The 22,646-nt window shown below is 39.2% G+C and carries 24 protein-coding genes and 1 other annotated feature; of the genes, 4 read left to right on the top strand and 20 right to left on the bottom strand.

From position 1 onward, the window contains the following. Positions 1-184: 184 nt before the first annotated feature. The 13 genes from serS to rpsF form a co-directional block, all read right to left on the bottom strand. Entirely contained in the window at positions 185-1,459 is a 1,275-nt protein-coding gene (gene serS, locus ACOEN1_RS07155) for a serine--tRNA ligase (protein ID WP_422486020.1), read from the bottom strand. 51 nt (positions 1,460-1,510) lie between these two features. Beyond that, positions 1,511-1,677: a binding site (T-box leader), on the bottom strand. Between the two features lie 44 nt (positions 1,678-1,721). Then, entirely contained in the window at positions 1,722-2,522 is an 801-nt protein-coding gene (murI, locus tag ACOEN1_RS07150; RefSeq protein ID WP_422486018.1) for a glutamate racemase, read from the bottom strand. A gap of 15 nt (positions 2,523-2,537) precedes the next feature. After that, a complete protein-coding gene (locus ACOEN1_RS07145; protein ID WP_422486016.1) occupies positions 2,538-3,557 on the bottom strand; it encodes a PTS transporter subunit IIC in 1,020 nt (339 codons plus the stop codon). Between the two features lie 19 nt (positions 3,558-3,576). Then, complete coding sequence (locus ACOEN1_RS07140) at positions 3,577-4,557, bottom strand: ATP-binding protein (protein ID WP_422486048.1); 981 nt, start codon at positions 4,555-4,557, stop codon at positions 3,577-3,579. Continuing rightward, positions 4,550-5,638 (bottom strand): DnaD domain protein, encoded by a 1,089-nt coding sequence (locus ACOEN1_RS07135; RefSeq protein ID WP_422486014.1) that lies wholly within the window; start codon positions 5,636-5,638, stop codon positions 4,550-4,552. The genes ACOEN1_RS07140 and ACOEN1_RS07135 overlap by 8 nt, the downstream gene beginning before the upstream one ends. Then, positions 5,635-6,252: a GNAT family N-acetyltransferase gene (locus ACOEN1_RS07130; RefSeq protein WP_422486012.1), complete on the bottom strand. Its 618-nt coding sequence runs from the start codon at positions 6,250-6,252 to the stop codon at positions 5,635-5,637. The genes ACOEN1_RS07135 and ACOEN1_RS07130 overlap by 4 nt, the downstream gene beginning before the upstream one ends. A gap of 150 nt (positions 6,253-6,402) precedes the next feature. Continuing rightward, on the bottom strand, positions 6,403-7,749 hold the full coding sequence (dnaB, locus tag ACOEN1_RS07125; protein ID WP_422486010.1) for a replicative DNA helicase: 1,347 nt from the start codon (positions 7,747-7,749) through the stop codon (positions 6,403-6,405). Positions 7,750-7,761: 12 nt separating this feature from the next. Further along, positions 7,762-8,208 (bottom strand): 50S ribosomal protein L9, encoded by a 447-nt coding sequence (gene rplI / locus ACOEN1_RS07120; protein ID WP_422486008.1) that lies wholly within the window; start codon positions 8,206-8,208, stop codon positions 7,762-7,764. After that, positions 8,205-10,199: a DHH family phosphoesterase gene (locus ACOEN1_RS07115; RefSeq protein WP_422486006.1), complete on the bottom strand. Its 1,995-nt coding sequence runs from the start codon at positions 10,197-10,199 to the stop codon at positions 8,205-8,207. Before ACOEN1_RS07115 ends, rplI begins: the two co-directional genes overlap by 4 nt. A 10-nt stretch (positions 10,200-10,209) precedes the next feature. Then, positions 10,210-11,166, bottom strand: coding sequence for a DUF2232 domain-containing protein (locus tag ACOEN1_RS07110; RefSeq protein ID WP_422486005.1), 957 nt, complete (start codon positions 11,164-11,166; stop codon positions 10,210-10,212). 147 nt (positions 11,167-11,313) lie between these two features. Continuing rightward, complete coding sequence (gene rpsR / locus ACOEN1_RS07105; protein ID WP_422486003.1) at positions 11,314-11,538, bottom strand: 30S ribosomal protein S18; 225 nt, start codon at positions 11,536-11,538, stop codon at positions 11,314-11,316. A 17-nt stretch (positions 11,539-11,555) separates the two neighbouring features. Further along, complete coding sequence (locus ACOEN1_RS07100) at positions 11,556-11,987, bottom strand: single-stranded DNA-binding protein (protein ID WP_422486002.1); 432 nt, start codon at positions 11,985-11,987, stop codon at positions 11,556-11,558. A 20-nt stretch (positions 11,988-12,007) separates the two neighbouring features. Continuing rightward, the gene (rpsF, locus tag ACOEN1_RS07095) at positions 12,008-12,292 is read right to left on the bottom strand and encodes a 30S ribosomal protein S6 (RefSeq protein ID WP_422486001.1); all 285 of its coding nucleotides are present in this window, start codon (positions 12,290-12,292) and stop codon (positions 12,008-12,010) included. Between the two features lie 230 nt (positions 12,293-12,522). On the opposite strand from rpsF, the gene phoU reads away from it, so the two are divergent. Genes phoU through ACOEN1_RS07080 form a run of 3 tightly spaced genes read left to right on the top strand, consistent with a single transcriptional unit; the run spans position 12,523 to position 14,909 of the window. Then, a complete protein-coding gene (gene phoU, locus ACOEN1_RS07090; protein ID WP_422486000.1) occupies positions 12,523-13,173 on the top strand; it encodes a phosphate signaling complex protein PhoU in 651 nt (216 codons plus the stop codon). 5 nt (positions 13,174-13,178) lie between these two features. Then, a complete protein-coding gene (locus ACOEN1_RS07085; RefSeq protein WP_422485999.1) occupies positions 13,179-13,850 on the top strand; it encodes a winged helix-turn-helix domain-containing protein in 672 nt (223 codons plus the stop codon). Then, positions 13,851-14,909: a sensor histidine kinase gene (locus ACOEN1_RS07080; protein ID WP_422485998.1), complete on the top strand. Its 1,059-nt coding sequence runs from the start codon at positions 13,851-13,853 to the stop codon at positions 14,907-14,909. It abuts the gene before it with no gap. Between the two features lie 60 nt (positions 14,910-14,969). On the opposite strand, the gene ACOEN1_RS07075 is transcribed toward ACOEN1_RS07080, so the two are convergent. The 3 genes from ACOEN1_RS07075 to ACOEN1_RS07065 form a co-directional block, all read right to left on the bottom strand. Then, positions 14,970-15,866 (bottom strand): glycine betaine ABC transporter substrate-binding protein, encoded by an 897-nt coding sequence (locus ACOEN1_RS07075; RefSeq protein WP_422485997.1) that lies wholly within the window; start codon positions 15,864-15,866, stop codon positions 14,970-14,972. A gap of 65 nt (positions 15,867-15,931) precedes the next feature. Next, entirely contained in the window at positions 15,932-16,771 is an 840-nt protein-coding gene (locus ACOEN1_RS07070) for an ABC transporter permease (protein WP_422485996.1), read from the bottom strand. Then, positions 16,764-17,957, bottom strand: a complete 1,194-nt coding sequence (locus ACOEN1_RS07065) for a quaternary amine ABC transporter ATP-binding protein (protein WP_422485994.1) — start codon at positions 17,955-17,957, stop codon at positions 16,764-16,766. The genes ACOEN1_RS07070 and ACOEN1_RS07065 overlap by 8 nt, the downstream gene beginning before the upstream one ends. Before the next feature lie 429 nt (positions 17,958-18,386). Here ACOEN1_RS07065 and ACOEN1_RS07060 point away from each other — a divergent pair, with 429 nt between their 5' ends. Beyond that, positions 18,387-18,929 (top strand): GbsR/MarR family transcriptional regulator, encoded by a 543-nt coding sequence (locus ACOEN1_RS07060; protein WP_422485992.1) that lies wholly within the window; start codon positions 18,387-18,389, stop codon positions 18,927-18,929. Between the two features lie 2 nt (positions 18,930-18,931). On the opposite strand, the gene ACOEN1_RS07055 is transcribed toward ACOEN1_RS07060, so the two are convergent. From ACOEN1_RS07055 to ACOEN1_RS07040, 4 genes are all read right to left on the bottom strand, one after another. Beyond that, complete coding sequence (locus tag ACOEN1_RS07055) at positions 18,932-19,363, bottom strand: HNH endonuclease (RefSeq protein WP_422485991.1); 432 nt, start codon at positions 19,361-19,363, stop codon at positions 18,932-18,934. A 55-nt stretch (positions 19,364-19,418) separates the two neighbouring features. Next, positions 19,419-20,603 carry a PLP-dependent aminotransferase family protein gene (locus tag ACOEN1_RS07050; RefSeq protein ID WP_422485989.1) on the bottom strand — a complete coding sequence of 395 codons (1,185 nt, stop codon included), beginning with the start codon at positions 20,601-20,603 and terminating at the stop codon, positions 19,419-19,421. An 85-nt stretch (positions 20,604-20,688) separates the two neighbouring features. After that, complete coding sequence (locus tag ACOEN1_RS07045) at positions 20,689-21,747, bottom strand: S-methyl-5-thioribose-1-phosphate isomerase (protein WP_422485987.1); 1,059 nt, start codon at positions 21,745-21,747, stop codon at positions 20,689-20,691. A gap of 10 nt (positions 21,748-21,757) precedes the next feature. Continuing rightward, positions 21,758-22,579, bottom strand: a complete 822-nt coding sequence (locus tag ACOEN1_RS07040) for a purine-nucleoside phosphorylase (RefSeq protein WP_422485985.1) — start codon at positions 22,577-22,579, stop codon at positions 21,758-21,760. Positions 22,580-22,646: the final 67 nt, after the last annotated feature.

The following is a 22,646-nucleotide window of genomic DNA, read 5'->3' as shown; positions in this document are numbered from 1 at the left end:
TAATTTTCTACCTTTCTTAGTTGTCCGATTCTAACTATTTGGACAACTTGTAAATACATTATAACGTAAACTGGCGTGATAATCCACTAAAATTTTGTTAAATTATTCTTAAACTTGGTGTTTCTGCCATCTACGAGTTCTTTAGAGAGAATAGTCCGAAGATTTCATCTTCGGACTTATTGTTCTATTTTTGAAGCCTTTCAATGCCTCCCATGTATTTTCTTAGCACTTCAGGAACTGTTACAGAACCGTCTTCCTGCTGAAAGTTCTCGAGTATAGCCGCAAAAGTTCTTCCTACCGCCAAGCCGGATCCATTTAATGTATGAAGATATTCAACCTTGCCGTTGTCTTCTCTTCTGAATCTTAAATTCGCTCTTCTTGACTGATAGTCCTCAAAATTACTGCAGCTTGATATCTCAACATATCTGTCATAGCTTGGCATCCAAACTTCCACATCGTAGGTCTTTGCTGATGAGAATCCAAGATCTCCAGTGCTTAGCATCACAACTCTGTAAGGAATCCCCAGTCTCTTCAGAACTTCCTCTGCGTTGCCTGTAAGAGTCTCAAGCTCATCATATGATCTATCGGGATGAGCAAACTTTACCATCTCAACCTTGTCAAATTGATGATTTCTGATAAGTCCTCTTGTATCTCTTCCAGCTGATCCCGCTTCCTGTCTGAAGCAAGGAGTGTAAGCCGTGAAATAAACCGGAAGCTGTTCCTCAGTCAGTATTTCGTCCCTTAGCAGATTTGTAAGGGGAACTTCAGCAGTTGGTACAAGGAAGAAATCCTTGCCAGGAACATAGAACATGTCCTCTTCAAACTTTGGAAGCTGTCCTGTTCCCATCATACTGTCCCTGTTTACCATAAATGGCGTAGACATTTCAGTATAACCGTGCTCTCCTGTGTGAAGGTCAAGCATAAAGCTGATTAATGCCCTTTCAAGTCTTGCGCCTGCTCCTTTGAATATGCTGAATCTGGCACCTGATATTTTTGATGCCCTTTCAAAATCCAGGACATCAAGCTTAGTTCCAATATCCCAGTGAGCTTTTGGCTCAAAATCGAATTCTCTTGGGGTTCCATCTTTCCTCATCTCAATATTGTCCTCATCGGATTCACCTTCAACAACACTATGGTGTGGTGTGTTTGGAATCTGAAGAAGCATACTCTTTAACTGATCATCTACGTCCTTGACCTGTACGTCAAGCTCCTTTACCTTATCTGAAAGTTCTTTCATCTGGGCAAAAATCTCGGTTACATCCTTGCCTTCCTTCTTTAATTTTGGGATTTTCTTTGAAACCTTGTTCTGCTCTGCTTTCATCTCTTCAACCTGAACAAGTACTTCCCTTCTCTTTTCATCAAGTTCAATCACCTTGTCAATCGGGTAATCACCATGTCTCTTTGCAAGAGCTACCTTGACTTCTTCGGTATCCATTCTAATTCTCTTGATATCCAACATAATATTCCTCCTCCTTCTCCTAATAATTAAAAAACTCCCATCCCTATATAGTATAGGGACGAGAGTATACCCGCGTTGCCACCCTAGTTAGCCGTATCACGGCTCACTCGAATAATACTGGCTCAGGGTTGGATTCAGTAATTCCGTCTTCCGGTTCGCACCTACCACCGGCTCTCTTAAAGACTTTCTTGCCTACTATTTCCCTTCACTGCCTTATTTAATTAAAATCAATTATAGCATATCTGAGTTCATTGTCAATAGACTATTCTTTATAAGGTGGTATTTCAATGGTCTTAATATCCTCAGCTTCTAACATTTCAAGCTTTTCCACAACCGCTTTGTAGATTTCTGGAAATCCTGATGTAAGGATCTGAAGAGTTCCCTTTCCTTCTTTTTTTAAGGTCCCCTGCGCATGGAGGACCATCCTCATGGCTTTTGCCTGCTGAAAACCTGGATTTATGTAGTTGAGTGTCGGGTCAAGTTCCAGGAATACATCTTCTACAATTGGATAATGTGTGCATGCCAGCACAATATTATAGAAGTTTCCCATCTGGGATATGCTTTGAAGATGACCACTGATCGTATCGTATATCTCCCTTGACCTATAGTCCCCCTTATCAACCAGCTCAGCCAGTCTAGGACTCTTTTCGGAGGATATTTCATAGTCCTTTCTTCTCTCTCGCAGAAGCCTCTCATAGGCTTTTGTCCTAATGGTGAAATCCGTTCCCAATATTACCATCTTATTGATTCCCATATTTTCAATGTGATCGACAGTAGGTGAGATTATATCCACGATGGGAAAATCAAATTTATCCCTGAATCTATCTGCCATTGTTGAAATAGTATTACATGCAATAGCTACCATTTTGACATCTCTCTTCTCAAAATATTTGAGCATTGCCATTGTTAAACGATAAATCTCTTCTTCGTCGCGATTTCCGTATGGTACATTTTTACTGTCTCCAAAGTATATGATGTCCTCATGGGGCAAAATCTTTTGAATTGACTTTACCACAGTAAGTCCTCCTACACCTGAATCCAGTACTCCTATTGGTTTCTCCATATAATTCCTCCCAAATTAAAGTGACATATCCCCTCGTTTTATGTAACCCTTCTTTCTCATCCACTCTGAGACAGAAAAGGAAATAAGTCCAGGGAATACAAAGTGCATCATAAGTATGATTAAAAATACATAGGCGCTAGCGCCCATTGTCTCTACCATGGCAAACTGACCTACAAGTCCGCTGGTTCCCATCCCCGCCCCAAGGGAATTGCTTCTCATTTCCAAAAGATATGTTGAAACCGGTCCCAGTATTGCCGAAGCAACAATTGAAGGGATCCATATCAATGGATTCCTTACAATATTTGGAATCTGGAGCATTGAAGTACCCAAGCCTTGAGCAACCAGACCTCCCATTCTATTTTCCCTGTAGGATGCCACAGCAAATCCTACCATATTGGCTGCACATCCTACGGTTGCTGCTCCTGCGGCAAGTCCTGAAAGATTGAGGGATATGGCCAATGCTGCCGAACTGATTGGGAGTGTCAGTGTAATACCCATGATAACTGCTACTATGATTCCCATCGGTATCCTGTGCAATTCAGTAGCCTGATTGATTATTGCTCCTATCCCAGTCATAAAAGCTGCTATATATGGAGATATGTAGCTTCCAACAATACCACCCACAAGAATTGTTATCATAGGAACAAGAATTATATCAAATTTGGTCTTGCCTGCTACTAGCTTTGAAATCTCAGCCCCTGCCAAAGCTGCAACAAATGCACCTACTGGTTCTCCTATTGCAATTACAGCAGCAGCTCCGTCAAAGGATACACTGCCTGCTCCTATGGCACCTGCCACTGCAGATGCAAATATTCCAAGTGGTGGTGCACCTACGCTGTATGCAACACCAACTCCAATGGCAGGTCCCATCATCCTTTGAGCTACATTCCCAAAGTACACCAGGGAAGGTATGTCTCCATAAACTCCTATCTGTCTTATTATCAGACCAATAAGAAGGGATGCGAAGAGGCCCAAGGCCATCCCGTTAAGTGTTTTTACAATATAATCCTGTATTCCCGTCACTTTTTTTGCCATTACTCGACTCCTCCCAGTATTATTCCCACCTGAGATCCTTACCGTAGAATCTCAGTGGTAAAAATTTGTCGAAAATTCTTGAGAATACTCTGTCTGTGTATATCTCAGAAATTTCATTTGGTGTAAGATTTGTTGATATGATTGTCTTCTTACCTGCTAAAAGTCTTGTGTTTACAATGTTGAATATCTCGGCATTGGTAAAGGTATTTGAGATTTCAGTTCCAAGATCGTCAATAATCAAGAGGTCTGCCTGGAACAAAAGATTGTACTCGTATTCGGATATTTCACTATTGCCTTTTCTAAACCTTCTCTTTTCAAGGATATCCAAGATTGTAAAGGCAGTCTGGTATATGACTATCTTGTTCTTATCCAGTAGTGCCTTTGCAATACAGCTGCAAAGGAAAGTCTTCCCAAGTCCGGTCGTTCCATAAAAAAGAAGATTCTCGCCGTTTTTTTCATCAAAGTTTGCAATAAAACCTTCAGCATAGCTTAGGATATCCATCATATTCTCTCTTGGAGTCAATTCTTCCCCGTCAAAAGGTTCCGTGCTGAAAAGCTCAATATTGAAGTTCTGGAAGTTCTCCTTGTGAAGGATGTTCTCTAGATTTGACATCTTGTAGGATCTATTGATCAAAAGCTGCTTCATGCAGTTGCATCTCTTGGAATCATCCATATATCCTGTATCCTTACACTTGTTGCAGGTATACTTTGGCTCAAGATAATCTGCTGAAATATTCCCTTCAGTCATATGATATGCCTTTTCCATTTTCAGGGCTTCAATTTTTTCCCTAGCTTCCTTGGCAGCCTTCTCTGAATTCTCTGGCTTTAAAAGAACAGTTTTTGCCATCTTCAGACCGGTTCTTCTTATTTCATCATCAATTTCCCTAACTTTGGGAATCTTTTTATAGATCTCCTGTTGCCTTTTTCTCAAATCATTATCTGCCTTATCCCTTCTTCTTTCATAAATAAGCTGTATTTCCTTCAATACGGGATTATTCATCTGAATCACCGCTTCCCTTCATTCTGTGAGCTTCTCGCTTTCTCTTTGCCATATTTTCAAGATCCTCAGGAGAATACTTGGCACTTCTTTGTTCAAAGTTGTGAAATCTGGTCTTGTGAGGTGTGGTTTTTTTGCCTGAAGCCTTGTATTGCTTCTTCTCAGGCTTTTCATCCTGCTTGTCAAGAACCTCAATATCTTCCACTTTCCTGATGCCTTTCCTGTACCAGTCACTTATGACTCCATCGATGTAATTAACAGTTGGATACTGGACCTTGTTGGCCGCCTCGCACCCCTTGAGTACCAAATCCATTGAGTATCCGTACTGGTCAAACCACTTGTTGACCAGGCTCATATCGCCATCGGTTACTCCTTTGTGCTCCAGACCTATTGATTTCATTACCTTCTGATACCTGAAATACTTTTGGTCGACCTTGTTGAAATACTCCATTACCGCATCCATATTAGTGAGTCCCTGATCATACCAATTCCTTATTATCCCTTCAATGTACTTGACACTTCTTTTGTTCTTGACTTCCGCTCCGTAACTAAAAGCCTTTTCAATTACATCGGGATTCATATTGAAATCCTGTACCCATGAAAGAACCTGCTTCTTTTCCATTGGTGTTGTCTGCCTTCTCATCATATAATCAATATTGTTGAACATTTTATTTATTACCGGAATCTGATTTGCCTCGATAAGATCCTTCTGGCTGGAAGCTCTTGGCTTTTTCTCTTCACTGCTACTCTTTTGTGTCATAAGATTGTTTTTTATAAAAAGCTGTTTGAGGTTCAGAAAGGTTACTGTGTAATCCACATTATCTGACCCTTCTTTTCTTATAATCCCCTTGTTTTCCCAAAAATCCCAGGCTCTTAAAACATCCTCCATGGGAATGTCCAAATGCTTTGATATTGTCTTGTTGGTTACCTCAATTCTGTCATCTCTGTCATGGGCATATTTATAGCCCAGCAAATAGACCTTAACATAAGTTCCATTGGCCATGGGCATATAGTCGTTCAGGAATATATTTTCTATGGGGGTGTCTCCCAAATCCATATCTGTTGTCTCAATTATAAAACTCATTCTCTGATCATCCCCTTAACCTGACCTTCCTTCCCTCTAAATCTCTTCTTTGTAAGCTTCATTTTGTAGATATAATTATATATCTTTTCATCTTTAAATACAAAATAAGATTTTGAAGCCATTATTTCAGGATGACTCCTGTCAATCCCTTCCACTGGAAATAAATCAGTATAATACTCAAATGTTACAAATCCAAACTTCTCGTATAAATGGATTGCCCTCTTGTTAAACTCAGCTACTTCAAGATAGAGTGTTTTCATCTTCATCTCATTGAAATAGTATGGTAAAAAAATCTCCAGGCTTTCTGTACCATACCCCTTGCCCAAATGATTTGGATCAAAGACTATCCCAAAGAATGAACTTCTTCTAAAAAAATCCTTGTTCTTTATTCCTAAATAGCCAACCAATATTCCTTCTTCATTGTGTACTCCAAAATATTTGTTAAAAATGGTAAAGGTTTTGTACCGAAACCATTTTTTTATTTCTCGATCTCCTTCATAAGGAAAATTATAATCTCTCAAAAGAACAGTTTCGTGTGTTCCCCAACTTCTCATTGACTGGGCATCTTCCATGCTTAAAGGAGTTATTTTTATTCGGTTTCCTCTTATTATCATGTTTTTCACATCTCCACATAGAAATAACTTCGAGGTCTCCCCTCGAAGCTATTTTACACTATAATCTCAAGTTAATCAAAGTCAACTTATATAATTCCCATCAATATAAAATGTGTTGATTTATAGACTATTACAGGATCTTTAAATATTCTAATTCTCCCCTGCCCCCATATACCTCTCCATATTAAGGAACTTGGTGTATTCATTCTTGAATACCAGGTCAACCTGTCCAGTTGGACCATTCCTGTGCTTTGCTATTATAACTTCTCCAATATTCTTCTTTTCTGATTCAGGATCGTAATAGTCATCTCGGTAAAGGAACATAACTACATCGGCATCCTGCTCAATTGCTCCTGATTCCCTAAGGTCAGATAAAATTGGTCTGTGGTCTGAACGTAGCTCAGGCGCACGAGATAGCTGAGATAATGCAAGTACAGGACATTCCATCTCCTTGGCCAGTGCCTTTAACCCTCTTGAAATCGCTGAGATTTCCTGTTGTCTGTTTTCAACTCGGCCATCCGCTTGCATCAGCTGAAGATAATCCACCACAATAAGGTCAAGGCCTTTTTCAACCTTCAACCTTCTGCATTTGGCCTTCATCTCCATCAGTGATATTCCAGCAGTATCGTCTATGAATATATCCATCTTTGACAAAGGAGCCATGGCATTTACAATTTGAATCCATTCATCATCAGATAGATTTCCACTTATTATCTTCTGAAGATCGACATGTGCAGTTGCACTTATAATTCTCTGTACAAGCTGCTCTTTTGACATCTCCAGTGAAAACACTCCCACTTTACCTTTTCCCTTAAGGGAAGCATTTGTGGCAATATTAACACCCAGTGCAGTTTTTCCCATTGAAGGTCTTGCGGCAAGAAGAACCAGCTCAGATTTCTGGAGACCAGACAACTTATGGTCAAGGTCAGCAAACCCTGTGGTAAGACCTGTTAATTCTCCTTTATTGGCTGCTCTTTCCTCAATCTGTGCAAAGCTTGAAAGCAGCACTTCACTTATTGGATGAAACCCTTGCTTGTGAGCTCCCTGAGTTATATCGAATATGTTCTTCTCTGCCTTTTCTATTATTGAATTTACACTGTCCGAGTTGTCATAGGCAAGTCCCATTATTTCATTACTTGATCCTATCAGCCTTCTTAGTATTGACTTCTCCTGCACTATGTCGCAATAATACTTGGTGTTCGCCGTAGTAGCAACACTTCCAGACAGGTTTGCCAGATAAGTTGCTCCACCTATACTATCTAGGGTGCCCCTTCTTTTAAGCTCTTCTGAGAGGGTTACCAGGTCGACAGGTTCATTCCTGTTGTTAAGCACAAGAACGGCCTCGTAAATCTCTTTGTTTGCCTCTTTGTAAAAGTCATCGGCTCTAAGATGTTCAATTGCTGTGTTTATGGCTTCCTTGTCAAGCAGCAATGCTCCTATGACCGATTGCTCTGCCTCCATGCTATGTGGAGGTATTCTTCCAATGCCTGTTTCCATTTGATTCACCTCTTATTCTGCGGACACGTCCACCTTTAATGTAGCCGATACATCAGGATATACCTTAACTTCAACCTCTGTAACTCCTGTTGTCTTTATGTTTTCCTTCAACTCAATCTTTCGCTTGTCTATATCAATTCCATGCTGCTTTTTGAGTCCATTTGAAATGTCCTGAGAGGTTACTGATCCGAAAAGTCTTCCTTCTGTACCGCCCTTGGCTTTAAGGTCGACTGTAAGCTTCTCAATCTTTTCCTTGAGTTCCATGGCTTCCTTCATTTCGTTCTCCTTTTGGTTGGCCTCTTCTGCTTTTGATGCTTTCCACTTTTTAATATTTTCCGGAGTTCCCTCGATTGCTATATTTCTTGGGATCAGATAGTTTCTGGAATAACCATCTTTAGCGTTTACGAGATCTCCTGCTTGCCCCATGCCTTTAACATCCTTTAAAAGTATGATTTTCATCTCTTTTCACCTTCCTTTAAATACTTATCTATTATATCTGTCAGAAGCTTTTCAGCTTCTTTCATTGATGCCTTCTCTACTTGGGCTCCGGCACTGGTTAAGTGTCCGCCTCCTCCAAGTTTTTCAAGTATAAGCTGAACGCTAATGCCTCCCAGAGAACGACCGGATATGTGGATTTTTTCATCCAATTGACTTAATACAAAAGAAGCTTCGACATCATTAATATTAAGAAGCTCATTTGCAGCCTGGGCTGCAATCAGAATTGAATCCTCCATCTGCTTTTCCAGTCTTCCTATTGCAATTCTATCAAATATTATCTTAGAAGACTTTATTACCTCCGCCTTATTAACGAATGTGCTGAAGTCATCCCGGAATAATTGCTTGACTATTGTGGTGTCCGCGCCAGCTCTCTTTAGAACAGAAGCCGCTTCAAAGGTACGAACTCCAGTCTGGAAGCTAAAATTCTTTGTATCTACGGTTATTCCTGCAAGCAGAGCTTCTGCTTCAAACTTCGTTAGATTGGTCTCATCACCCATATAGGTCAAGACTTCTGTAACAAGTTCAGCTGTCGATGATGCATAGGGCTCAAGATATGTTAAAACTGGATTGTTGATAAATTCAGCACCTCTTCTGTGATGATCAATGACTACCACCTTCTGAGTCAATTCAAGCAACTCAGGCGCCTCTGTAAGACTTGGTTTGTGGTTGTCCAAGACTATAAGCAAAGATTTTTCATCCATGATTTCTGAAGCTTCATTTCCAGTAATTATACTCTTAAGCATATCAGGGCTATCTTTTCTCATTCTCTCCATAAGATTTCTAATGGATGGATTCTCTCCGTTTAAGACGATAAACCCCTCCTTTTTCCTGTTGGTTATTGCTCGCATTATTCCAACACTGGAGCCGATGGAATCCATGTCTGGATTCTGATGACCCATGACAAATACTCTTTCATTCTGGTCAATAAGCTGTCTCAAGGCATCTCCAATAACCCTCGCCTTGACTTTATTTCTCTTCTCCACTGCCTTTGACTTGCCACCATAGAAATCAAATGTATTGCCTACGTTAATAACCGCCTGGTCTCCACCTCTACCAAGTGCAATATCAATTGCAGCGCTAGCGTTTTCGTAGGAATCCAGCAAAGTCTCTCCTGCCTGACAAACTCCTATGCTCAATGTTATAGGTATGATGTTACCCATACTCATATCCCTTACTTGATCCATAAGGTCAAAATTCTTTGATTTTATAGCCTCAAGTCCACCCTGATTAAGAATCACCATGTACTTGTCGTTCTCGTACTTTCTTACAATCCCCTGATATTCACCAAAATAGCTATTTATAAGCTGGTCTATCTCTGCCAGTACAATAGGTCTGTGGATATCTGGAGTTGAGTTTTTTACATCATCGTAATTGTCAACATCAACAAGAGCCACAACGGTTTTTTCTCGTATATGCTCATTTCTAAGTACTACGTAGTCTGTATCATCAACCCAATATAGGACAGTTATCTTCCTTTTTCCTGAAGTCTTCTTGTCCTCCAGAAAATTTGGATATACCTGAAAATATTTGTCCATATACTTTATTGAAACTGACTCATTTTCTTTTTTCTTAAGCAACTCAGTAAGATTAAAGTCATCAACAAGTTCGCTAATGGACTTGTTAACGATCTCCTCTTCTCCCAGAAGTGTAAGGAATGGAGTGTTATACCATGTTATTTTCCCTTCATTGTCAATAAATACCATTGGAAATGGCATGTTGAAAATTGCATGTTTGGCGGCAGAATCGAAATTCTGTGACAGGCCTTCTACGTATCTGGCCAACTCCTTGTTTTTTTCCTCTATCTTCTTAGAGTTGTAATAAACAAGATAGGCAAGTATGATGCCCATTATAAAAGCAAAAATAGGTTGGAAAAATGCTATTATCAGCACCGATAGTCCGATTACAATCAGATACAATTTTGTGTCAGCCCATGTAAACATTTTATATTTCATATTTTTCCTCCTACTGGGTTTTTCTTCTTAGTTTCCTGAAATCAAGGACCATATCCATTCCACCTAAAAGTGTTATGGCGGTCAGCACCGGCGAAATTAAAATGGCCATGAAGATTGCCAGTCCCCTCATAAACATATTCATTTTCCACTTTATCATAAAAAAGTTTATTACAGCCAGTCCCTGGAGTATAAAAGCAACCCCAACCAGAACCATCATGTTTAAAAATATTGTATCATAATATGTCCCATCCATACTTCTTCCAATAAAAACTCCCAGAAACATTATAAGAACACCAAGTGCAAAATTATTTGGAACTGTGAATTTATGAAGCCAGGGCATCTGAAGTATCCCAACACCCAGTTTTCTAAGTATCCATACGGTTATAATGTAATTGGTATAACTTACTACAAGTGCCATAAACATTAAAATTGATGGAAGTATAAGGATAATATACTTGTATGCATCCTCCAACATAATCCTCGCACTATCCAACTCGTAGTTGCTAAGACCCATCCCTTCAAGCATCTGAAGCTGGATAAACAAAGTTTCCTTGAAGGTTCCTTCAATCTGCTTGATTATGCTTAATCCTGTTAGGCTATCTGCCAAATAGAAAACTATCAAGGTACTTGTGAAAAAAAACAAAATTCCTGTGACAAGAACCTGTAATGGTCTCCTTCTTTTTTTCATTCCATAAACCAGGACCAGACTCAAGGGACCGAATAAAATCAAGAGAATTATTCCATTTACAAGATACCCTGTACCTACACCTATTATTAATGATGCAACTGTAACCACAACTGCGGCTGGGTTGATTCCATTCTTGATACCATATACAACAACACCAACTGGAAACAAAATAAGCACAAGTGGTGTTAGGTATACAGATAAAAGTCCCACAAGTACTACCACAGCTACTGCTCCTGCACCCTCTATCAGCGGTTGCATCAATTTATTATCATCTTTCATGAGTCTCACCTCAAGTCTCGTATTAGTGTCAGAATTAGTCAATTTACTGCAATGCTTATCCTTGATTATATATTAATTTGAAGACAATTAAAAGCCTCGTTGTGTTGTAAATCTCTAACAAAGAAAAAAGAGAGGTCTCCCTCTCTCTTACTCAGCGCTATATGGCAACAATGCAACTTGTCTTGCTCTTTTAACAGCAATTGTAAGCTGTCTTTGGTGCTTTGAGCAAGTTCCGGAAACTCTTCTTGGTAGAATCTTTCCTCTTTCTGTGATATACTTCTTAAGTTTGCTAACATCTTTATAGTCGATATGTGTTGATTTGTCTGCACAAAAGCTACACACTTTTTTTCTTGGTTTAAACCTTCTTTGCATCCTTTTCCCCTCCTTGATTAGAATGGAATATCATCATTGTCGGTAGGGTGGAATCCGTCTATGTCTGAGAAGTCCGATCCGGTTGAACCTGATGATTTCTGAGTGTTGTCTCCCCATTCAAGGAATTCAACATTGTTTGCCACAACTTCAGTTGTGTAAACTTTTTTCCCATCCTTGTCATCATAGCTTCCAGTCTGAATTCTGCCGTTTACGCCAACCAGTTTCCCTTTATTAAGGAAATTAGCGCAGTTCTCTGCTACTTTTCCCCATACAACAATTCTAATGAAATCAGCAGTAGGCTGATTTTTTGATTCCATTTCCATTTTCTTTTCTTTCGAAAGATTTTTATCTACAGCCAACGTGAATGTGGAGACTGGCGTACCTGAATTCGGTATATATCTTAACTCAGGATCCCTTGTAAGTCTTCCAATTAAAACAACATTATTCAAAATACTCACCGTCCCTTAGATTATTCTTCGTCTCTAGTGATCATGTGTCTCATAATGCCGTCTGAGATCTTGGCAATTCTGTCGAACTCATTGACAACGTCTGCGTCTGATTCAAAGTTGATCAGTACATAATACCCTTCAGCCAAATCATCGATTAGATATGCTAGCTTTCTCATTCCCCATTCGTCTACTGTTGTCACTGTACCGCCTGCCTCGATTATCTTCTTGAATCTCTCAAGCAGCGCATTTCTTTTTTCTTCCTCAAGATTAGGGTAAAAGATTACCATCGCTTCATATTTTCTCATTTATTTCACCTCCCTATGGACTATCGGCCCTATTTTCATTAATAGAGCAAGGAACACTAAAGTAGTATAACACAACTCAATGAATATTTCAATTGTGATTTCAAGTCATAGTGAGTAAACCTGTAATTTTACAATTTTTTTTACATAAATTTAACACAGTGCAAGAATTAACTTTACAGTTGGGTATTATAATGGTAGTAGAAAATAAATAATGATAAAGGATGGTTTTTATGAGAAGTAGATTTGATCAGGAGCTAGATAGACTTAATGAAGAGCTTGTACAGATGGGAAACCTTGTGGAGAGTTCCATTGAAGCAGCGGTATCAGCATTAAAGACGCAAAATATTGACCTTGCACAAAGAGTTGTGGACGGAGACCGTGAGGTAAACAACAAGGAAAGGGAAATTGAGGACATGGCGATGAAGCTTATTCTTCGTCAGCAGCCTGTTGCAAGTGACCTTAGGCTTATTTCTGCAGCACTTAGAATGATAACAGATATGGAAAGAATAGGCGACCAGGCGGCAGACATATCTGAAATTACAATTTTTCTTGCAGATCAGACTTATTTGAAAGAGTTGATCCATATCCCACAAATGGGTGATGCAACGATCAAGATGGTACGAGAAAGTATCGATGCCTTTGTAAGAAAAGACCTTGAGCTGGCAGTAAAAGTAATTCAGTATGACGATGTGGTTGATCAATTATTTGATGTTATCAAAGAAGAGCTTATTGGTCATATCAGGGAAAATACAGGCTCCAGTGAACAGGCAATAGATTTTATGATGATTGCAAAATATTTTGAGAGAATCGGTGATCATGCCCAGAATATAGCAGAATGGGTTTACTATGCCATTACAGGAGAACATTACAACAGGAGTTGATTTTATTGAGTCTAATATATTGTGTGGAGGACGATGAGAGCATAAGGGAACTTATTCTCTATGCCTTGAAAAATGCGGGCTTTGAAACACTAGGATTTGAGAGTGGCTCAGATTTGGATTTCGAAAAAATTCCAGATCTCTTGCTTCTTGATATTATGCTTCCTGGTGACGATGGATATGAGATACTTGCCAAGATTAGGAATAATCCAAGAATTGCTCATATCCCAGTTATAATGCTCACATCAAAGACAAGTGAATACGACAAGGTACGGGCACTTGACATGGGAGCAGATGACTACATGGACAAACCCTTTGGAGTTATGGAACTACTTTCAAGAATAAAGGCAGTGCTTCGAAGATCTGGCGCCCAGAAAACTTCTGAGGGGCTATGCATTCATGGAATATGTCTTGACTCCGAGAGACACAGGGTCATTGCCGATGATAGAGAAATTATCCTTACTCCCAAGGAATTTGATCTTCTTCATTATCTTATGAGAAATCAAGGACTTGTACTTTCAAGAGACAAGATTATGAATGAGGTATGGGGTTTTGATTTTGAAGGAGAGACCCGTACAGTGGATGTCCATATAAGAACCCTTCGAATGAAGCTTGGAGATAGCGGCGAGTCTGTCGAAACAGTCCGTGGTATCGGTTACAGATTCGGAGGTGATTTTTAGGTGGAAAAAAGAATATATGCATATCTGGCTACTGTTATGGCGATAACTATGCTGGTAACTCAAATTATTCTATCCTTTCTAATGAAAGACTATTATTCTAGCGTAGGGGACCCCAGCATTGTATCTATCGGGGAAATCTTCGTAGCAATGATTCCTGCCATGCTTGGAATTCTTGTCTTTCTATTAGTGATTCTTTTTGTTCTTTCCAGCAAACTAACAGACCGAATTCTCACTCCAATCAAGAAAGCAGCCGATAGTATTGAGAGTATCCTATCTGGTAAAAATGTCCGGGAAGCCTCAATCTATCCTGAAGTTAGACCTTTTATTCAGACAATAGGCCATCAGAAAAAACAAATTGATATGGCCATCAGCGAGCTGAGAGAAGCTGAGAAAATGCGGAGAGAGTTTACGGCAAATGTTTCCCACGAGCTTAAAACTCCACTGACAAGTATAAATGGATTTGCTGAAATGATTGCTTCTGGTACGGCACCAAAGGAAGATACCATAAAGTTTGCCGGTATAATTCATAAGGAAGGTACTCGGTTGCTACAACTGATAGACGACATTATAAATCTTTCGCGTCTCGATGCAACTCAGACACAACAGGAATTTGAAATTCTTGAAATTGATAAGCTTGCTGGTGAAATAATAGATCAATTAAGATTCAGGGCAAAGGACAAGGATATTGATCTTCATTTCGAAGGGGAATCTATATCAACCAGAGGTAACAGGAGAATGATTGAGGACCTTGTGTATAATCTTATTGACAATGGTATAAAATACACAGATATCGGTGGCAAAGTCATGTTATCTACATCCTCGGAATCCGACGGAGTAGTTATTCAAGTATCCGATACTGGAATAGGCATCCCCATGGAAGATCAGGCAAGAATCTTTGAGCGCTTCTATCAAGTTGATAAAAGTAGATCAAAAAAAGCAGGTGGATCTGGTCTTGGTCTTTCAATTGTAAAGCATATTGTTCAAAGTCATGGCGGCTCTATTAACCTCAAAAGCAGTCCAGGTAATGGAACTACAATAACTGTCAAACTTCCCAAGTAAAAATCAGGTTAAAAAAATGGTATTCCTAAAATTTTAGGAATACCATTTTTAAAGTCTATATTATTCTACTAAATCTTCTATTGAGTTAATATCCATATATGCAGGAACTATAAGTCCAATTCTCGCACCTTCAAGGTTAGCTCCAAGATCTTCAAATTCACTTTCATATTTATCATAATGGTCTCCGTGAGTTCCAGGCAACCAAGCTGCTACTATTGCATCAGTTTGTCCTGAAGCTACTGCTTCCCACATTGGTCCGTTTTCAACTTGGGTAAGTGTAACATCATAACCCATATCTGAAAGAACCGTTCCTATTACGTTAGTTGAAGCAATTTCTGAATCCCATGCAACATATGCAACATTGATTTCAGCGCCATCTACAGCATCTACTCCGTCAGTCCATTCAGCTACCTTATCCTGATTGTTGTCAACCCATTCTCTTGCAACATCAGCAGGTTCTCCACCTTCGTTAACTAGAACCATTACATCTTCCATGTCTGATCCTTCCCAGTAGAAATTATCAAGTATTTGATAAGCTTCCGGTAAATCTTCACTTAATCCTGCTCTTGCAATCGTGTGAATATCTTCAGCTTCTCCGAATGATCCTTTTGGATCGTCAAGATACTTAAGGTCATATGCTGCAAATTTCCAGTGTGGATTCCAGCCAGTAACGATAATTGGCTCTTCGTTAGCTATTGCATCTCCAAGTGCCTGTGTCATTGCTGCACCTGAACTGGTTTGTACTGTGTACTCCAGACCATAATCTTCTACTGCCTCTTCTGCTGAACGAACAACTCCTGCACCAGCATCAATTCCTGTTATAGTGTAGTCAAGCTGCTCTCCAATTGAACCAGTTTCTTCTCCACCGTTTCCACCATCACTTGCACATCCTGCCAAAGCAAGTGCAAAAACTGCTATTGCAATTAATGCAAACTTCTTAAAATTCTTGTTAAACATAAAATAAATTCCTCCTTAGATATATCATTACTTATTTCCGTATTGAAATAAGTGTTGTCCTTGTTTTAGTACTTCTTCTTATTCATTACCTGTATCAGTCTGTCAAGTATTATTGCAAGTATTACTATTGCAATACCTGAAGCAAATCCCTGACCTGCCTGGTTTCTTCCAATAGCTCTGTAGACTTCTGTACCAAGACCTTCTGCACCGATCATGGATGCTATTACAACCATTGAAAGGGCAAGCATTATTGTCTGGTTTATACCTTGCATTATTGTATTCTTTGCCAATGGCAGCTGAACCTTGAAAAGTTTCTGCGTGCCTGTAGCCCCGAAAGCATCGGATGCTTCTATCAACTCAGTCGATACTTCCCGAATACCAAGGTTTGTCAGTCGAACCACTGGTGGCATTGCAAATATAACTGAAGCAATTATTCCCGGTACCATTCCGATACCAAAGAATGAAACTGCAGGAATAAGATATACAAATGCCGGCATTGTCTGCATAAAGTCGAGTATAGGTTTTACTATATTTTCAACCGTTTCACTTTTAGCCATCCATATTCCAATAGGGATTCCAAAAACAATTGCTACCAAACTCGCTGAAAGTATCAACGACAAGGTCAGCATTGTACCTTCCCAGTAATCCAGGTTCCAAATAAGCAACAAGCCCAATAGAACGAATACAGGGAGGCCCCATACTTTTTTTGTCAGATATATTGTTATTATTACCATCAAGGCAATAAAAACCATTGGTGGCAAGAACATCAATACGTCACTTATTATGTTTACAAAAGTATCCAGGAATTCACTTATGGGATCAAAAAACCAACGTGCATTGCTTCTTAGGTAGCTGACCATAGTATCAACCCAGCTTACCAAAGGTATTTGTGGTATATTATTCATCCAGATTCACCTCATTTCCTGAAAGTGCAGCCAATACAGCTCCACGAACAATGATTCCCTTCAATATTTTCCCTTCTGTAACAGCAACAGGAATCGGGGTATCATAGATGACTTTAAATAAATCATTCAAGGATATATCTGGTGGAACTGTTGGAATATCTTTCTCGATAATTTCATCCAGGTCCTTGATACCGTTATCAACAGCTTGAGCTGCTGCCTCTGCAGTAACAATACCGTATAGTTCATGATTGTTTTTTGTAACATATACACTGGAAATTCCAGCCTTCTTCATTCTCTGAAGTGCAACCCTTGGACCATGCTTTTCAATCTGAATGGTCTCTGGCTTAATCATTACATGAGCTGCAGTAAATACCTTTGATCTATCAACATCTTCAACAAATTTTTCAACATAATCATCAGATGGCTTTGTCATGATTTCTTCGGGAGTCCCTATCTGAACTATTACCCCATCCTTCATAAGAGCTATCCTGTCTCCTATCTTAAGTGCTTCGTCAAGATCATGGGTAATAAAAAGGATTGTCTTCTTCATTGTCTGCTGCAATTCCAATAATTCATCCTGCATGTCTTTTCTTATTAGTGGATCCAAAGCGGAAAATGCTTCATCCATCAACAATACATCTGGATCATTGGCAAGTGCCCTAGCCAAACCTACCCTTTGCTGCATCCCTCCGGAAAGCTGATTGGGATACTGGTCTTCATATCCCTTTAATCCAACCATCTCTAAAGCTCTTCTAGCTCTTTCTTCGATTTCAGTTTTATCAACACCCTGAATTTCCAATCCATATCCAGCATTTTCAATGATTGTTCTGTGTGGAAACAATCCAAAATTCTGAAATACCATGCTTAGTTTTTTTCTTCTGGTTTCAATTAATTTTTTCTTGTCCATTTTTGACAGATCTTCACCGTCAATCATAATAGTTCCACCTGAAGGTTCAATAAGTCTATTTACCAATCGAATCAATGTTGACTTTCCACTTCCAGATAAACCCATTATTACAAATACTTCTCCAGTATTTACATCGAAGGAAACTCTGTTAACACCAACAGTCATACCTGTTTTCTTAAGAATTTCATCTTTTGTTTTTCCTTCTTTTAGTAGTTTTATTCCCTGCTTGGGATTCTTACCGAAGATCTTGGTTAAATCTTCCACTACAATCTTTTTCATTCATTCACCCCGTTCTTTAACTCTCAAAATGTTGCATTCCTATATATATTAGTTGAATCCCTGAAGCTTATCTACAGCTATTTATCCTATAAGCATCTGTAAAATATGGATTCAAATGAAATATTCCAATAATTAGTCAGAAAAAACCTCAACAGAATTTCTTTGAGGCTCCACTTAACTAGTATACAGGTTTTTGAGAAAATGTCAAGCGTTTATTCTGATTATATTGTTTGTTGCGTTTGTTCAGTTTTTTCTGTACAATAATAAGTATACATCATTTTGATGAAATATTGTTGATTATTGCTTAAATAATCTATATTATATTGCTTAAATAATCTATAATGATTTTATAGGCTGTTGAATTTTTTAGAAGCAAATAATTTACTTATAGCAGTAGATTTATATGGAATACCCACTAGGAGGATTTAAATGTCTGAGAACCAATTATTAATTATGAATGAAGTTGAGGAAATTAAAAACAAGGCTACTGCAGCTCTTGCCAAGCAAATAAATTTTTATGGATTAAATCTGTCAGAATCTCGATTGTTTTCACTGATGTTTATTGAAGATGCCCCCATGACTCTGGATGAGATGAGCAAGCAGCTGGGCATGAGTAAAACATCAATGAGCACGGGCATTCACAGTCTGCAGGATGCAAAAATGGTTGAACAGACCTGGAAAAAAGGAGTAAGGAAAGATTTATACAAAGCAGAGGAAAACCTTTATGCGAGCTTTTCAAACACATACCTGGAAAAGTGGTTTTCTGTAATAAACAACAACAAGAAGACTTTCAACAGTATTTCCAGGGACATAGATTCTCTTTTGAATAAAGTCGATGAAGAGGAATTGAGAAAATCTCTATTGAGTTATTCCAGAAAGATTAATGGAATTCTTGATTTCTACAGCTATTTAGAAGTAATGTTTAGAGAGATGAAAGATAAGATGGACAATATGGAGAACGAGAATAAATAGGACTAGAAACTCTTCACCCTGTCCCCATCCATTCTGTAGACTACATTGTTTCTAATATACAGAGTCTGCTTCTTGTTTCTTGCAACAGAGTAATCCCCCTTGCAGGTAACAGTATCGATCTGGGAGATTATTCTACCTGATTCCATTTTATTGTATCCTTTTACTTCCCATAATAGTTTTTTATCCTCCCATGCCCTGTGGAAAAGTCTCAGCTGAACCTCGTCTTTGTCCACAGGGATATTGTTTTTTTTGTACTTATTGCACAACCTGCAGCTGGACACAAGATTAAAATAATCGTCTGTACCCGATTTTGAGCGAGGTTGGTAGTGATCCAAGGTCATCTGCCCAGGTTTTAGAGGTTTTCCACAATAAAAGCATCTTTGCTTGTCTCTTAGGTATATATATCTTTTATCAAGTGCTTTTCTTTTAACCATAGATATCCCCTCAACAAAAAGCAATCCTCGGAAATTAGATTTCCGAGGATTTATTTTACTTCATAGCTTCCTGTATTACTCCTGCCAACAGCTTCATTCCTTCAACAATCTTTTCATCATCCATTGCTGAGTAGTTTAGTCTCATGCTGTTTTCATGTCCACCATTTGCATAGAATGACCCACCTGGTACAAATGCCACCTTCTTTTCAAGAGCCTTTACTGCAAGATCTCTTGTGTTTATATGCTCAGGTAGAGTTACCCATGTGAATAATCCACCTTCTGGTATTGTATAGGTAACCCCATCAGGGAATTCTTCCTTCATTACATTAATCATTAAATCTCTTCTTTTTACGTATACTTCTTTTATTTTTTCTATATGCTTTTCAATGTCATACTTCTCAAGGAACATTGCAACTTCCATCTGAGATATTGTACTTGACTGAAGATCTGCTCCTTGCTTCATAAGTATATATTTGTTGAGTATTTCTGGTGAGGCTGCAATCCATCCAAGTCTGAATCCTGGACAAAGGATCTTTGAGAATGTTCCAAGATAGATTACTCTTCCCTCAGTATCAAAGTGCTTTATTGAAGGAAGCAGCTCGCCTTCAAATCTAAGCTCTCCATATGGGTTATCCTCAATTATTGCAACATCATATTTGTTTCCCAGCTCAACAAGTTTCTTTCTTTTTTCAACTGACCAGGTCTTGCCAGATGGATTCTGGAAATCTGGTATTACATAAATGAACTTGACATTTGAACCCGTCTTAAGTGCTTCTTCAAGCTCCTCCATATTCATTCCGTCATCCTCAAGTTCAATGTCAATAAAGCTAGGCTCATAAGCCTTGAATGCGTTTATTGCTCCAAGGTAACTTGGCTTTTCAAGTATTATTGTGTCTCCTGGATTGATAAACAATTTAGCAGAAAAATCAAGTCCCTGCTGTGATCCACTTGTCACAAGAATGTCTTCAGCCTTAACAAACGCCTGCATCTTTTCCATTCTAGTTGCTATTGCTGCTCTCAATGGTTGGTAACCTTCTGTTGGTCCGTACTGAAGCGCCTGTGATCCCTTCTCTTCAATTACTTGCTTTGATACAGCAATCATCTCATTTACTGGAAACAACTCAGGAGCTGGAAAACCTCCACCAAATGATATTATTCCCGGCTGAGCAGCAACCTTTAAAAGCTCCCTTATTTCTGAGGCTTTCATATTATCCATTCTCTTTGCATATTTCATAGCCATGTAAAACACCTCCGTTATTCTTCGGAAAACCTTTTCCCTCTATTACTTATAGTTTACACTTTCTCAATTAAATTGTCCAGACCATTTAAAGAACCAGTTCTGCTTTCTCGCCATCCTTGAAATACCTGTGAAGATCATATGCTGAGAAAATCCCCCTGTCTGTTACAACTCCGCTGACAAGATGAGGTGGGGTAGCATCAAATGATGGATAGTAGCCCTTAACACCTTCCATTGCCGTTCTGACACCCATTGCCTGAAGTACAAAATCTGGATCTCTCTCTTCAATTGTCACAGTATCGATTGTCTCATGACCCTTATCCGGGATTCCAGTTACAAAGTATGGAATTCCAAGATACTTGGCTACAATTGCAATCTGATATGTTCCAATTTTATTCACTACATGTCCGTCTAGGCATATTGCATCCGCTGCTGAGGTGAAAATATCAACTTTTTTCTTTTCCATTACATACGCTGCCATATTATCTGTTATAACAGTAGTATCGAAGCCCTGATCCTGAGCAACACTCGCTGTAAGTCTTGCCCCCTGGAAATATGGTCTGGTTTCAGGACAGATCACCTTGATTTCCTTGTTTCTTTCCTTGGCTTCCCTAAGCATCAATCCTACAATGGTCTCCCCAAAGCATTGGGTCATAATTGTTCCCTTATCCGGAAAGAGATCCACAAGATTTACTGCCACCTTGCCGATCCTTCTGTATCTGTTGTCAGTATGGTCAACTGTATGAAAAAATATTGCCTGATCTGCCTTAGAACCTTCCTTTAGTGCTCTTTCAGCTACTTCAAGACATCCATCTACAATTATCCTCATCCTCTTTGTAGTGGTAGGTCTTGCTGTTGACAACGTATCAGCTGCTTTTCTCAAGTATTCCAGTTGTGATTCTTCCTTTAAATCCCTGGCTTCAAAGGCAGCCAATGCCATTCCCATGCCAGCTGCGGTGTAGGGTCCTGCACTTTGGGTTACCATATCCGCTATGGCTTTGGCAACTTCCTGGTGATTCTTGCAAACCTCATACTTTACAGTAGTTGGATACACTCTTCTGTCCAATATTCTTACCTTTCCATCTTCATACCAGGCTACATTTTCATATTGAAGCATAAATGCCAGATCCCTGTCCTGTCTTGCCATCTTGCACCTCCTAGATCTCCTTAATTATCTCCCTGATAAGTCTTTCGACCTTTTCTTCAGATCTTTCTCCAACCTCGTTGACCTCCTGGGTTGTTACCGGATCTCCAGTGACCCCTGCTGCCATATTTGAGATTAGAGAAAAACCAAGAACCTTAATTCCACAGTGTGCAGCTGTAATGGCTTCTGTTACCGTTGACATTCCTACTGCATCGCCTCCGAGAATACGCATTGCCCTAATTTCTGCCGGCGTCTCAAACTGAGGTCCTGATGCGTAGAAATAGACCCCTTCCTTCAGCTCAATGCTTTCCTTTTCCCCTACTCTCTTTGCAAGGTCCCTCAGATCTCTGGTGTACATATCTGAAACATCAAAGAATCTTGGTCCAAACTCGGGGATGTTATGCCCTCTTACTGGACTCTGACCTTGAAGCTTTATATGGTCATTTATAAGCATTATGTCCCCTGGAGCCATGTCCGTATTTATGGCACCAGCTGCGTTTGTAAGAATCAAGGTTTCAACTCCCAAAAGCCTGAACACCCTTATTGGTATTGCCAGCCTTTCAAATTCATAGCCTTCATAATGGTGGAATCTTCCACTCATGCAGACTACCCTCTTTTCTCCAAGATTCCCAACAATCAGCTTTCCAGCATGACTCTCCACAGTTGATAATAAAAAATTAGGAATTTCCTTGTAGTCAATTATCACCGGATCCTTGATTTTATCAGCAAGTCCTCCAAGACTTGAACCAAGGATAAGCCCAAATTCAACCTCTCCTCCGATTTTCTCCAATATGTAGTCAGCTGCCTTTTTGTAATATCCATAAGCATATTTCACAATATTTCCCTCCCTGAGTTTATCTCCTTCAAGTATATCAGATTCATGCATGAAAAATAAGGGCCTT

Origin of the sequence: Gudongella sp. DL1XJH-153 (assembly GCF_049310905.1) — a bacterium.
Taxonomy (GTDB): domain Bacteria; phylum Bacillota; class Clostridia; order Tissierellales; family Tissierellaceae; genus Gudongella.
The sequence above is the reverse complement of the archived record's forward strand: the minus strand, read 5'-3'. Positions and strand labels throughout refer to the sequence as shown.